This window comes from Mycobacterium simiae, from assembly GCF_008370645.1.
GTDB classification, from domain to species: domain Bacteria; phylum Actinomycetota; class Actinomycetes; order Mycobacteriales; family Mycobacteriaceae; genus Mycobacterium; species Mycobacterium simiae_A.
Genome location: NZ_VTZN01000011.1, coordinates 37,902 through 50,935, shown reverse-complemented (window position 1 = coordinate 50,935; position 13,034 = coordinate 37,902). Strand labels below are relative to the sequence as shown.

Here is a 13,034-nt window from a genome sequence, read left to right as displayed (position 1 = left end):
GGGCGCGGACCTCGTCGGCCGTGTACGCGCGACGTTTGCGCTCGTCGCGCACCACCAACGCTCCCCCGGCCACCACGCCAGCGACGCTGGCCAGCCCAAGCCACTTCCACATACTGCGCATCACGACAGGCTATCGGCGCCTATGGTGCTGGGGGTGGAAAACAGCACGCTCACATTGGACCAGGCGCTGAACGAAACCCGCACTGGCGACCTGTGGCTGTTTCGCGGCCGGTCCAGACCCGATCGGGCCATCCAGGCCTTGACCAATAGTCCAGTGAATCACGTCGGCATGACGGTGGCCATCGACGACTTGCCACCGCTGATCTGGCACGCCGAATTGGGCGACAAGCTCGTCGACGTGTGGACCGGTAGCCAGCACCGCGGCGTGCAGCTCAATGATGCCCGTCAGGTCGTCGAGCAATGGACGGGGCGCTACCAACAGCGGTGCTGGCTGCGGCAGCTGATCCCATACGCCAACCGCAAACAGGAAAACGATCTGCTACGGGTCATCGCCCGGATGGACGGCACCGCGTTCCCCACCACCGCCCGCCTGACCGGCCGATGGCTGCGCGGCCGGGCGCCCACCATCAACGACTGGATACGTGGAATTCCGTTGGTGGAGAAAAAGGTTTACGAACAAACGCAACGACGCAGGGCAAGCCGTCGCAAGATGGGCCTAGAGACAGCGTACTGCGCTGAGACGGTGGCCATCACTTACGAGGAAATGGGTCTGCTCGTCACGGACAAGAACACAAACTGGTTTGACCCGGGCAAGTTCTGGAGCGGTGATGTGCTGCCGCTGGCGCCGGGTTATCAGCTGGGCAACGAGATCGCGGTGATCGTCGGTTAATCGACCGCCATCTCCCCCAACCTCGACCACCCGGCTGCGTCGATCGTCTGGCTGATGATCTTGGGCGTGGCCGTCAGTGCCTGCGGCAGCTGCCGCATCGCCTGCTGGAAATGGTCGCTATTGACGTGGACACTGCCCGCATCACCGTCGCGGAAGGCCTCGACCAGGACGTACTCGGCGGGGTTATCCAGGTTGCGCGACCACTCGAACCACAGGTTGCCCTCTTCAGCACGGGTGGCCGCGGTGAACGACGCGACCAGGTCCGGCCAGCGCTCGCTCCACTCGGGTTTGGTTTCAAACTTGACGACGATGAATATCATTGCCGCTCCCCACTTCTGCCGCTGGTCTGGTCCGCGGCGAGCAGAGTCAGGATACCCAGGGGAGCCAACTCAGGTGGCCGGTTGGTCGTCACCGCGTCGAATGGTAAGGCGCATCGCCCGTTGTATCGAGCCGCCCGTTCAGTGTGAGCTGAATCTTCATCACTACCGATGACGAATTGACAACAATTGCTCCACCAGGAAAAATGGCGCGACCATGCCCTTTCCGTAAATGTGACTGACCGCACAATTACGGATTGGGCAGGCGGCTGTTATAGCACGCGTGCGATGTGTGTGACCCAGCTCGCAGAATAGTCACTGCTTGGATCACTCACCTGCCAATTGTCACGTATTTGTTATTCCGGAATCGCCCGGATTAGCCGCGTCCACCACAGCCGCGGGCGCGTCCGGCCCTGACGCGTCGAGTTCGGCGGCGTCAGCATCCATCGGCAGGAACATGTGATGGGTGAATTGTGCCTGGTAGGCGCCTGCGCCACCGATGTGGACGCCGCCACCTTCACCGCTGGATACCGGGGTTCCATCAGGCAGCGTGACGGCCGTGTGACGCCCATTCCAACCGATCACCAAGGCATTGGGAGCAGTCCCTTGTTGAAAGCCCCGAGCCGCCAAAGCGGCTTCCTCGGTGCCGGTGTTGAATCGGTCCCCGAATACTGGCCGGTCCGTCGCCGCATTCGATACCCACGAAGCCAGGCCTGAACAGTCGGTTCCGGCGGGAGAATCGCCACCCGCAATATACGGCGTTCCTGAGACCTGGTTGATAAGCGTCAACAGCGTTGCAAGAGCAATCATGACCAGCGACGCTACAGAAATTAGCCATTAAAAATCAAAAATTGTGGCAGTTATCACGCACAAACAGATAATCCTCTGAACGGCATATACCGAAGGAAAGTCACGCAATTATCGATAAATCGAAACAGAAGTGATTCCTCTGCAGGTAGCAAACTGTAAGAAAATCACGAAGCTGGCGGTAAAAGAGCGTTGAACAGCGGCAACACGCGGTCTGCAGTCGCCGTGTTCGATTGCACGGCAACTGTACGATCAGGGCGTGGGAACTGCCCACGGAGATGGAAGGCCGGGCCGACTATGCCTTCCTCTGCTGTCCGGACGCGGCTTGGAAGCGGAACTCGACCACGTCGCCGTCGGCCATCACGTAGTCCTTGCCTTCCATGCGGACCTTGCCGGCCGCCTTGGCCGCAGCCATGGATCCGGCGGCCATCAGGTCGTCGTAGGAAACGATCTCTGCCTTGATGAAGCCTTTTTCGAAGTCGCTGTGGATCACCCCGGCCGCCTTGGGCGCGGTGTCACCCTGGTGGATGGTCCAGGCGCGCGCTTCCTTGGGTCCGGCCGTGAGGAAGGTCTGCAGTTTGAGAGTATGAAAACCTGCCCGCGCCAACGCATCGAGGCCCCGCTGGGTCTGTCCGATCGACTCCAGCAGCTCCGCGGCCGACTCGTCGTCGAGCTCGGTCAGCTCCGATTCGATGGCCGCGTCGAGGAAGACGGCGTCTGCGGGCGCAACAAGCTCACGCAGTTGGGCGACGCGTGCGGGATCGGTCAGCACCGCCTCGTCGGCGTTGAACACATACAGGAACGGCTTGGTGGTCAGCAGGTTCAGCTCTTTGAGCACCGCGGCGTCCACCGCCCCCGCCGTTCCAGCGGCGAACAGGGTCTTGCCACTGTTGAGCACTTCGTGGGCGGCGTGTGCCGCGTCACAGACCGGTTTGCGTTCCTTGGTGGTGCGAGCTTCCTTCTCCAGCCGCGGCAGGGCGCGCTCCAAGGTTTGTAGGTCGGCCAGTATCAGCTCGGTTTCGACCACCTCAATATCGGATTGCGGATCGACCTTACCGGCGACGTGGGTCACGTCGTCGTCAGCGAAAACCCGCACCACCTGACAGATCGCGTCGCACTCGCGGATGTGGGCCAGGAATTTGTTGCCCAGCCCGGCCCCTTCAGACGCCCCCTTGACCAGGCCGGCGATGTCGACGAACGTCACCGGGGCAAAAACCGTGCGCTCGGACTCGAAAAGGTGGGCCAGCTTGTCAAGGCGCGGATCGGGCAGGGAAACGACACCCTCGTTCGGCTCGATGGTCGCAAACGGATAGTTCGCCGCCACCACGTTGTTCCGGGTCAGGGCGTTGAAAAGGGTCGACTTGCCGACGTTGGGCAGGCCCACGATTCCCAGGCTCAGGCTCACAGGGACCCAAGTCTAGGACGGGCTGCGAAGGTGGTGCCCAGGGCTGCCCGGCACGGCTGGATGGCCGGCGAGTGCGGCGCGCGCACCGAGTAGCACTGAGGTTCCCGTGGCGTATGTGACTGTCGCCGGGACGAGCCGCTGCACGCGGGAGATGGCACGCCAGCGGCCGCGGTCCAGCTATATACGAGCCTTTGGCCGCATTCCCGGTACGGTCTAGATGTGTCAACGCGGCGGGCGAGTACAGCGGTGGAGCCAAGTCACCGCTCAATCGTCCCCAACATCCCTGGTGTGCCGTGGTGGGCAGCCGTACTGATAGCCGCCACCGCGACGGTGGTGGGGTATGCGTTCGACGCCGGCCACAAGGAATTGACGCACGTTTTCGCCGGCTTTTACATCGCGGGCTGCCTGGTAGCAGTGCTGGCTGTGCGCCAGTCGGGTGTCTTTACGGCAGTCATCCAGCCGCCGCTGATCCTTTTCTTCGCGGTCCCCGGCGCCTACTGGCTGTTCCACGGCGGCAGGGTCGACAAGTTCAAGGATCTCCTGATCAATTGCGGCTATCCGCTCATCGAACGCTTCCCGCTCATGCTGGGCACCGCTGGAGCTGTGTTGCTGGTTGGCCTGGTCAGGTGGTACTTGGGTATGACCCAACGATCGACCGCGGCCGCAAAAGCCGAGGACGGCACGGCTACCGCCAGCACCCGATCGGCTGTCCTCAACAAAATCGTGTCGAAACTGAGCGGGTTGCTGGCCCACGATTCCGACGACACCGGCGACGAGGCTGCCGACGCAGGTTCACAGCCGTCCCACGCGATCGGCCGTCCATCGAGAAGCAGTCGGTCCACCCGAAGCAGTCGCAGTGCTAGCCGCCGTACCGACCGAACCCGATCACGGCATAACCGACCACCGGTCGACGACCCACCCGACCCGACTGCCGAACGTGCGCGCCGCCGCCGCCAGGCCCCCCGCACGGACGAGGCCCCCGAACAACTCCGTCGATCGCGCCGCCCCCGGCCGCAGGTCGATCCCGGGCAGCCGCCAAGCGAAGCGCGACGCGACCCGCACACCCGTCGCAACCCCTATGAGCGGCCTATGCCGCGTAGCAGCCGGTTCGATCCCTACCGCAGCTACGAGCCGCCTGAGTCGGCCGGCCCCGCCGAGCCGGTAAACCGGTACGAGCGCCGGGGTGCCCGTTACGAGCCGTATGAGCCGTACCAGCCGCCGCGCCGGCGGACCACCCCGAGCGGCTCGACCAGCGCCAACCCAGCACACCACCCGATTGCCCAGGTACGCTACCGCGGAGCCACCCCTCGTGATGAAGTGCGCGAGGTGCCGCGTGATGAGCCGCGCTCAGATCGCCGGATTCATTCCCGCCCTCCGCGTACACCGCAGCCGGAATCCTGGGAATTCGACGTCTAAGCCCGTCTGAGACGACCTCACCGAGCCGAGCGGATCTCCCGGGGCAGCGCAAATACCAGCGTTTCGTTGGCTGTCGTCACCGGTTGCACCATGTCGTAACCCAACTCGGCCAGGCGTTCCAGCACGCCGCGCACCAGCACCTCGGGAACCGAGGCCCCGGACGTGACACCGACAGTGACGACACCGTGCAACCACGCCGGGTCGATGTCGTCGGCCCAATCGACCAAGTGAGCCGCCCGCGCCCCGGCGCCCAGCGCCACCTCAACTAGCCGCACCGAGTTCGATGAGTTGGGTGAGCCGACGACGATCACCAGCTCACATTCAGGTGCCATCGCCTTGACCGCGACCTGTCGATTCTGAGTCGCATAGCAGATGTCGTCACTGGGCGGATCCTGCAATCTCGGGAACCGCTGACGTAGCTTCTCGACGATCTCCATGGTCTCGTCGACCGACAGGGTGGTCTGCGATAGCCAGACGACCCTATCCGCATTGCGCACGGTCACGGCATCGACGGCTGCCACCCCGTCGACCAGTTGTACGTGGTCGGGCGCCTCCCCGGCAGTGCCGATGACCTCCTCATGACCCTCGTGACCAATCAACAGGATGTCGTAATCGTCGCGGGCGAAGCGCCTGGCCTCGTTGTGCACCTTGGTGACCAGTGGACACGTGGCGTCGATGGTCTGCAAATTACGCTCGGCCGCAGCTGCATACACCGTGGGCGCGACCCCGTGCGCGGAGAACACCACGATGGCTCCCTCCGGAACCTGGTCGGTTTCCTCGACGAACACCGCCCCGGCCTTCGTCAACGTCTCAACGACGTGCCGGTTGTGCACGATCTCGTGACGCACGTAGACAGGGGCGCCGTGCTTGTCCAGGGCTCGTTCGACCGTTTCGACGGCCCGGTCCACACCTGCGCAGTAACCCCGCGGCTCGGCCAGCAGTACCCGCTTGCGATGCGGGACACCACCTTCGGAGGCCACCGACCTCGATGCGCCGGGAATCCCCATGTCAACAGTCGGCACCATGACATTCAGGGTACGTTCCAACGACGCGGCCGGGCCATTTCAGGGATCGATATGCCCATCACACCGCGGCTAGCTTGGCGTTCGCGGCCCCTTAAGGCAGTCTTGGACCCATGGCTACTGCACCGTACGGGGTTCGGCTACTAGTCGGCGCGGCGACAGTCGCCGTCGAGGAGACGATGAAACTGCCGCGAACCATCCTGATGTATCCGATGACCTTGGTCAGCCAGGCTGCGCACATCGTCATGCGCTTCCAGCAGAACCTGGCCGAACTGGTCATCAAGGGCGACAACACATTGGAGTCGCTGTTTCCGCCAAAAGACGAGCAGCCGGAATGGGCAACCTTCGACGAGGACCTTCCGGAGGACCTGCAGGGGCTTGCTGCGCTGCCCGGTGCCGACACTATTGATGCCGATCGCCGATCGGAGGGGCGGTTCGCGTTGTACTCGATATCCGACCCGACGGAGTCCAACGCCGCAGCGGCGCAGCCGACACCGGCCAGACAACCGAAGACGTCGTCATCCAGCCCGACTGTTCCCGCACCGGCGATCGCCAGCGAACTCGACTATGCATCGCTGACGCTAGCTCAGCTGCGCGCCAGGCTCCCAGCGCTGGACGTGACCGATCTCGAAGTCCTACTGGCCTATGAGCAGGCAACCAAGGCGCGCGCCCCGTTCCAGACGTTGCTCGCCAACAGGATCACTCGCGCGACCGCCAAGTGACCCGAGCCGCAGAACCAAATTCGGCCGAGAATCCGTTCCCGGTACGTGCGGTAGCCATCCGGGTCGCTGGCTGGATCGACAGACTGGGTACGGTCTGGGTGGAGGGGCAATTAGCCCAGGTAACCATACGACCGAACGCCAAGACAGTGTTCATGGTGCTGCGCGATCCCGCCGCTGACATGTCACTGAATGTGACCTGCCCGCGCGAACTGATACTCGGCGCCCCAGTGAAATTGGCCGAGGGTACCCAGGTGGTGGTCTGCGGCAAGCCCTCGTTCTACACGGGGCGGGGCACATTCTCCTTGCGGCTCAGCGAGATTCGAGCCGTCGGAGTTGGTGAGCTGCTGGCCCGCATCGATCGGTTGCGGCGGTTGCTGGCGGCCGAGGGACTATTCGATCCGCGACTGAAGCGGCCGATTCCATTCTTACCCAACATGATTGGGGTGATCACCGGTCGCGCCAGCGCCGCCGAGCGTGACGTGATGACGGTGGCCGCCGCGCGCTGGCCGGCAGCGCGGTTCGCCGTGCGCAACACCGCCGTGCAGGGTCCTGGCGCCGTGGTACAGATCGTCGAGGCGCTGCGTGAACTTGACCGACACCTCGAGGTGGACGTGATCGTGCTCGCCCGTGGCGGTGGAAGTGTCGAAGACCTGCTGCCGTTTTCCGACGAGACGTTGTGCCGCGCGATCTCGGCCTGCCGCACGCCGGTAATCAGCGCGGTCGGTCACGAACCCGACAATCCGCTCTGCGATCTGGTCGCCGATCTGCGCGCCGCCACCCCCACCGACGCGGCCAAGAAAGTCGTCCCGGATACCGCTGCCGAGCAGCGGTTGATCAAGGATCTGCGCCGGCGCAGTGCTCAAGCGCTGCGCAACTGGGTTACCCGTGAGCAACGAGCACTGGCCGCGCTGCGCAGCCGACCGGTGCTGGCCGACCCACTGCGAGCACTGGCGACCCGCACTGAAGAAGTCCATCGCGCCCGTTCAGCGCTGCGTCGGGACATCACCCGGCTGGTCGCCGCCGAAACCGAGCGCGTCGGCCATCTGTCCGCACGGCTGACGACGCTAGGCCCGGCCGCGACGCTCGCCCGCGGTTACGCAGTGGTGCAGAGGGTTTCGGAGGCGGGCCATCCGATGGAGGTGCTCCGCTCAGTCCACGAGGCGCCGGCAGGCACCAGACTGCGGGTGCGGGTTGCCGACGGCGCAATCGCGGCGGTAAGTGAAGGACGTACTGATGGGTGCTGACGACACCAACAACGACACCAACAACGCCACCAACGAGACGGCTAGCTCTACTACACCTATTAGTCAACTCGGCTATGAAGACTGCCGGGACGAGCTAATTGAGGTCGTCCGTCTTCTCGAGCAAGGCGGACTCGACCTCGAGACGTCGCTAAAGCTCTGGGAAAGAGGAGAACAACTCGCCAAAAGTTGTGAAGAACACTTAGCTGGCGCGCGCCAGCGGGTGACCGATGCACTGGCTGTCGGCACGGCCGATGAGACTGAGGCAAACTGACACGCACCGGTTCTGGACGCGAATAGTTATTCCGAACTGGAACACGTTTCAGTTATGCTTCGCCGCATGGGTGATGCATCACTGACAACCGAACTCGGGCGCGTCCTGGTCACCGGCGGCTCCGGCTTCGTTGGCGCCAACCTGGTCCGCACGTTGCTGGATCGGGGATACCAGGTGCGGTCCTTCGACCGCGCGCCGTCGCCACTGCCCCAGCATCCGAAGCTGGAGGTGCTGCGCGGTGACATTACCGACGCGGCTACCTGCGCGGCGGCGGTCGACGGCATCGACACCATCTTCCACACGGCGGCAATCATCGATCTGATGGGCGGCGCTTCGGTGACCGACGAATACCGACAGCGCAGCTTCTCGGTTAACGTCGGCGGCACCGAGAACCTGGTGCGAAGCGGCCAGCAGGCAGGGGTCAAACGCTTCGTCTACACGGCATCCAACAGCGTGGTGATGGGTGGCCAGAACATCACCGGCGGTGACGAGACGATGCCGTACACCACTCGGTTCAACGACCTCTACACCGAGACCAAGGTGGTGGCTGAACGATATGTGCTGTCGCAGAACGGTGTCGACGGCATGCTGACCTGCTCGATCCGACCCAGTGGCATCTGGGGCCGAGGCGACCAGACGATGTTCCGCAAGCTGTTCGAAAGCGTCGTCAAAGGCCAGGTCAAGGTGTTGGTCGGCCGTAAGTCGACCCGGCTGGATAACTCCTACGTGGACAACCTCATTCACGGTTTCATCCTGGCCGCGCAGCACTTGGTGGCCGGGGGGACCGCACCCGGGCAAGCATATTTCATTAACGACGGCGAGCCGATCAACATGTTCGAGTTCGCCCGACCGGTGGTCACGGCGTGTGGCGAAAGTTGGCCGCGGATACGGATACCTGGCCGGCTGGTGCGCGACATCATGTCTGTATGGCAGTGGCTGCATTTCCGGTTCCGGCTGCCCAAGCCGCCACTGGAACCCCTTGCGGTGGAACGGATTTACCTTGACAACTACTTTTCCATCGGCAAGGCCGAGCGTGATCTGGGCTATCGCCCACTGTTCACCACCGAGCAGGCCCTTGCCGAATGCCTGCCCTACTACAAAGATCTTTTTGCGCAGGTCAAGGCGGCAGCCAAACCCCACCTGGTGTCTGTGGTCGACACTTCACCGCCGGAATAGCGTGCAGGGCGCGGCATCGGCCGAAGGCCCGCGGCCTGACCATCGGACCGCCATGTTCGACGAGAGTCGCCGCGGTGGGTCCGTGCGGCCGGTTTCCGGCCAGACCTAGATAGGTTTCAGCGAAAGCTCACAACCTCGCCACCCCAGGTTGCTCGGATGTGCGCGTCCAGATCGCGCGCGACGATGTCGCTCCTGTCGATGATCAGGCAGCGTCGGTCGGCCTCGTCGTATGCTGGCCATTCCGGTTCGCCGGCCGCGCCCACGGGCTTGCCCCGCGCAGCGAAGTTGACCCACCGGGTCCGCACTCTTCGCGACACCGCCTTGGCGGTCTTGGCACCACCGAGCCGTAGCGTCGGATCGTGAGGCCCACCCAGATTGCCCCAGATGTAAGGCAATTCGGTGGCATGGGCGGCTCGCACCAGCAGCAGTTTGAGCAGCGGCGTCGAGTAGTCGAAACGGTAAAGATACACCGGCGCCACCCTGCTGTGGCCATCAGCCAACCACACCGAAGGCATCCGGAAGCCGACATCGGTGGCAATACTCACCGGCCTAGACCTACGCCGAATCCGGGAGTACACCAGCCCCATCTCCTCCTCAGTCGGCAACTGCAGGTCGGGCTGTTCGGCAGCAATCTCGTTAAACATCGACGTGATCGCGTGCGGCGTGATCGGCATCAGCGGCGACCTCATCAACCGAAATAGCGCTGCCTCATGCTTGTTGGTGCCGATGATCAACGGGACCGGTTGCGAACGGCCCTCCTGCGCCAGCTTTACCGGATAGTCGGTCAGCACGTCGCCATCGACGATGGGAACGAACGCCAGCGTGCCGGGGTTGTGGACCGGCACTTCGTCGAACACTTCTTTGGCCGCAGCCATGAGCGCAGTGGTGGGCACCAAGGGAACCCGGTGCACATCGGAGGGGTCGATGCCCAGCCTATCGAGAATGCAGGCCGCCACGCGTTGCGCTCGGCCGCGGTCGTATACCGAGGTGGCCGGTGAGCTCTGGGCGATCGCCCGAGCGAACAAGCCTTGAGCCGCTGAAGTGGCCAGCAGGGTCGTGACGATCCCGGCCCCAGCGGATTCACCGAACAGTGTGACCCGTCCGGGATCGCCGCCGAAGCCGGCGATGTTGTCACGTACCCAACGCAGCGCGGCCAGCGCATCACGCAAGCCGATATTGGAATCGAAGCGCCGCCGCGCGCTGCTGAACGAGGACAAGTCGAGAAAGCCCAGCGCTCCGAGCCGATAATTGACCGTCACCACCACAACATCACCGGATTGGGCCAATCTGCGGCCATCATAGAGAGGCTGGCTGCCGGACCCAAACATGTACGCGCCGCCGTGCAGCCAGACCATCACCGGTTTTCCGCCACCCGGTTGGGTATCGGCGGGCGCCCAGATGTTCAGCCTTAGGCAGTCCTCGCGCTGCGGCGCGCCCAGCTCGAGCGGCACGTTTGGAATGGGCGGTTGCGGGCAAGCCGGGCCAAACAGGGTGGCGTCGGCAACCTCTGTCCACCGCTCGGGTGGCTCTGGCGCGCGGAAACGCAGGTCGCCCACGGGCGGCGCGGCGTATCTGATGCCTTTCCACACCCTGACGCAACCGTCGTCGATGCCTCGCACCGCGCCGTAGCTGGTTTCGACCACACAGTTGTTGATCGCCATACGCCCAAAAGCTCCTAACCCCGTGCTTAGCATTAGGTTAACGACCAGTTGCGCGATGCGGCCACGGGGCGATGCTGGACGTCTGCCACCCACCTGGGAGGGTCAGCACAGCAACCGCTTGCGCCCAGATAACCTGACTAGGCCCACCGCCTCCGGTTATGGTTGCGCTCGACACCGACGCGGAGGGCGGACCCGGTCAGCAATGAACACCGAATTCACGCTCACTCAGAAGCGCGCTCTGGCGGTCCTGACGCTCATCGCGCTGCTGTTCGGCGCGTACTTCCTGCGGAACTACTTCGTCCTCATGGTGGTGGCAGCGGTCGGCGCGTATCTGTTCACGCCGCTGTTCAACTGGTTCAACAAACGCCTAAGCACCGGTTTGTCGGCCGCGTGCACGGTGTTGACGGCACTAGCCAGTGTCTTCCTTCCAGTCGGGCTCTTGGTGGTACTGGCCGTAGTCCAGATCGCCCGCATGATCGACAACGTCGCCGCGTGGTTCCAGACGACCGATCCCAGCCAGCTCGGCGACAAAGTACTGCACCTGATCAATGACGTGCTGGCGCAGGTACCGTTTTTGCACGTCACCGTCACCGCCGAGATGCTGCGATCCACGATGATCTCGGCGGCCCGCACGGTCGGCATGTGGCTGCTGCATGTCCTGCAAGGCGCGGCGGGAAGTCTCGCCGGCGCAATCACCTCAGCCATCATCTTTCTGTACGTATTTGTCGCGCTGCTGCTGAACCGGAACAAAGTGCGGACACTGATCAGCCAGCTCAATCCGCTGGGTGAAGAAGTTACGGATTTGTACCTACGCAAGGTGGGCTCCATGGTGCGTGGCACCGTGAACGGCCAGTTCGTCATAGCCCTGTGCCAAGGCGTAACCGGCGCTGCTTCCATCTACGTGGCCGGATTTCACAACGGGTTCTTCATCTTCGCGATTGTGCTGACTGCGCTGTCCATCATTCCGCTGGGCGGCGGGATCGTGACAATTCCGTTCGGCATCGGAATGATCTTCTACGGCAATATCGGGGGCGGGGCCTTCGTCATCCTCTGGCACCTCGTGGTGGTCACCAATATCGACAACTTCTTGCGTCCGATTCTCGTGCCGCGCGATGCGCGGCTAAATTCGGCGCTGATGTTGCTGTCGGTGTTCGCCGGTATCAGCATGTTCGGCCCATGGGGCATCATCATCGGCCCGGTGCTGATGATCCTCATCGTCACCACCATCGACGTCTACCTCGCGGTGTACAAGGGCGTGGAACTCCAGCAACACCACGCCCCGCCACCAGCCCGTCGCAGCTGGCTCTCGCGCCGAACCGGGAATGCGCCGGTGAGCGTGGCTACCGACTCAGCCGCTCGGTGAGGAACTCGACCACGCGCTTGCGCGCTTCGTAGGCCGGGTGGCCGTCCACCTCACGGACCTCTTCGGTCAGCACCGAATGCGCCATCCGGCCGAAGCCGTACGCATTCCCCGGACCGGAGTCAATCTCGACCACCTCGAAGGCGTCACCAAGACGCTCCTTCAGTGCGTGGAACCGTTCGCGCGGCACCATCCTGTCCGCACTGAACCGTAATCCCATGGCGCACAAGCCATCATTGGCGCAGCGACCGGTAACGACGCTGAGCTCCGTTTCGCTCAGCCCGGGGTCGCGTCGCTGCGCAGCCGTCAACGGCAGCGGCACCGACGGCTGGCTGAGCACGGGGGCCAGCACGCTGTCGTCGACAGCGGCGGCCAGAGCGAAGCCGCCGGTGAGACATTGGCCGATCACACCGACGCCCTTGCCCGGCGTCGACGCATTGAGGTCGCGCGCCAACGCGCGCAGGAACACCGATACCGGGCGCTGTTTGTTGGTGGCCATAGCCGCGAATTCTCTTGCCACACAGGCCCGGGCCAGCGTGGTCGCCACATACCCGGCCGACACCGCGCGCCCCGGCGTGCCGAACAGTGAGGGGATGGCGACGGTGAACCCGTTGTCCACCAGGTGATTACCCAGCGCCAGCACGCCCGGGTGCATGCCTGGTATCTCCGGGATCAGCACCACTCCGGGGCCAGATCCTTTGCGGTAGACATCGTGGGTGTACTCGCCACCGGTGAAGGGTGCCACCGACCATCCGGACAGGTCTGCTGCGGGTCCACTCACCA

The 13,034-nt window shown here is 63.7% G+C and carries 12 protein-coding genes and 1 pseudogene; 7 read left to right on the top strand and 6 right to left on the bottom strand.

What is annotated here, in order from left to right; all coding sequences use genetic code 11:
- The first annotated feature begins 142 nt into the window (after positions 1 to 142).
- Positions 143 to 850 (top strand): guanylate cyclase, encoded by a 708-nt coding sequence (locus F0Q45_RS03605; RefSeq protein ID WP_188112769.1) that lies wholly within the window; start codon positions 143 to 145, stop codon positions 848 to 850.
- Here F0Q45_RS03605 and F0Q45_RS03600 read toward each other — a convergent pair.
- The 3 genes and pseudogenes from F0Q45_RS03600 to ychF all read right to left on the bottom strand — a co-directional run bounded on the left by F0Q45_RS03600 (position 847) and on the right by ychF (position 3,379).
- Positions 847 to 1,170, bottom strand: coding sequence for a putative quinol monooxygenase (locus tag F0Q45_RS03600; protein WP_149652617.1), 324 nt, complete (start codon positions 1,168 to 1,170; stop codon positions 847 to 849). The genes F0Q45_RS03605 and F0Q45_RS03600 overlap by 4 nt on opposite strands.
- Positions 1,171 to 1,539: 369 nt before the next feature.
- A pseudogene (locus tag F0Q45_RS03595) lies at positions 1,540 to 1,977 on the bottom strand (hypothetical protein); the annotation flags it as partial.
- Positions 1,978 to 2,269: 292 nt separating this feature from the next.
- Positions 2,270 to 3,379: a redox-regulated ATPase YchF gene (ychF, locus tag F0Q45_RS03590; RefSeq protein ID WP_149652616.1), complete on the bottom strand. Its 1,110-nt coding sequence runs from the start codon at positions 3,377 to 3,379 to the stop codon at positions 2,270 to 2,272.
- Between the two features lie 219 nt (positions 3,380 to 3,598).
- Here ychF and F0Q45_RS03585 point away from each other — a divergent pair, with 219 nt between their 5' ends.
- The gene (locus F0Q45_RS03585; RefSeq protein WP_149652615.1) at positions 3,599 to 4,795 is read left to right on the top strand and encodes a DUF6542 domain-containing protein; all 1,197 of its coding nucleotides are present in this window, start codon (positions 3,599 to 3,601) and stop codon (positions 4,793 to 4,795) included.
- A 17-nt stretch (positions 4,796 to 4,812) separates the two neighbouring features.
- Here F0Q45_RS03585 and F0Q45_RS03580 read toward each other — a convergent pair whose 3' ends face one another.
- Positions 4,813 to 5,820: a 4-hydroxy-3-methylbut-2-enyl diphosphate reductase gene (locus F0Q45_RS03580; protein ID WP_149652614.1), complete on the bottom strand. Its 1,008-nt coding sequence runs from the start codon at positions 5,818 to 5,820 to the stop codon at positions 4,813 to 4,815.
- Between the two features lie 110 nt (positions 5,821 to 5,930).
- Between F0Q45_RS03580 and F0Q45_RS03575 the strand changes: the two genes are divergently transcribed.
- From F0Q45_RS03575 to F0Q45_RS03560, 4 genes are read left to right on the top strand one after another with little or no spacing between them, the layout of a single operon-like run.
- On the top strand, positions 5,931 to 6,539 hold the full coding sequence (locus F0Q45_RS03575) for a lipid droplet-associated protein (RefSeq protein WP_149652613.1): 609 nt from the start codon (positions 5,931 to 5,933) through the stop codon (positions 6,537 to 6,539).
- On the top strand, positions 6,536 to 7,783 hold the full coding sequence (gene xseA / locus F0Q45_RS03570) for an exodeoxyribonuclease VII large subunit (RefSeq protein WP_149652612.1): 1,248 nt from the start codon (positions 6,536 to 6,538) through the stop codon (positions 7,781 to 7,783). The genes F0Q45_RS03575 and xseA overlap by 4 nt, the downstream gene beginning before the upstream one ends.
- Positions 7,773 to 8,054 carry an exodeoxyribonuclease VII small subunit gene (locus tag F0Q45_RS03565; protein ID WP_149652611.1) on the top strand — a complete coding sequence of 94 codons (282 nt, stop codon included), beginning with the start codon at positions 7,773 to 7,775 and terminating at the stop codon, positions 8,052 to 8,054. Before xseA ends, F0Q45_RS03565 begins: the two co-directional genes overlap by 11 nt.
- 54 nt (positions 8,055 to 8,108) lie before the next feature.
- Positions 8,109 to 9,230 carry a 3-beta-hydroxysteroid dehydrogenase gene (locus F0Q45_RS03560; protein WP_149652610.1) on the top strand — a complete coding sequence of 374 codons (1,122 nt, stop codon included), beginning with the start codon at positions 8,109 to 8,111 and terminating at the stop codon, positions 9,228 to 9,230.
- Positions 9,231 to 9,346: 116 nt separating this feature from the next.
- On the opposite strand, the gene F0Q45_RS03555 is transcribed toward F0Q45_RS03560, so the two are convergent.
- Positions 9,347 to 10,891, bottom strand: coding sequence for a carboxylesterase/lipase family protein (locus F0Q45_RS03555; protein ID WP_149652609.1), 1,545 nt, complete (start codon positions 10,889 to 10,891; stop codon positions 9,347 to 9,349).
- Positions 10,892 to 11,093: 202 nt separating this feature from the next.
- Between F0Q45_RS03555 and F0Q45_RS03550 the strand changes: the two genes are divergently transcribed.
- Positions 11,094 to 12,254: an AI-2E family transporter gene (locus F0Q45_RS03550; RefSeq protein ID WP_149652608.1), complete on the top strand. Its 1,161-nt coding sequence runs from the start codon at positions 11,094 to 11,096 to the stop codon at positions 12,252 to 12,254.
- Here F0Q45_RS03550 and F0Q45_RS03545 read toward each other — a convergent pair.
- The gene (locus F0Q45_RS03545) at positions 12,232 to 13,032 is read right to left on the bottom strand and encodes a dienelactone hydrolase family protein (RefSeq protein ID WP_149652607.1); all 801 of its coding nucleotides are present in this window, start codon (positions 13,030 to 13,032) and stop codon (positions 12,232 to 12,234) included. The genes F0Q45_RS03550 and F0Q45_RS03545 overlap by 23 nt on opposite strands.
- Positions 13,033 to 13,034: the final 2 nt, after the last annotated feature.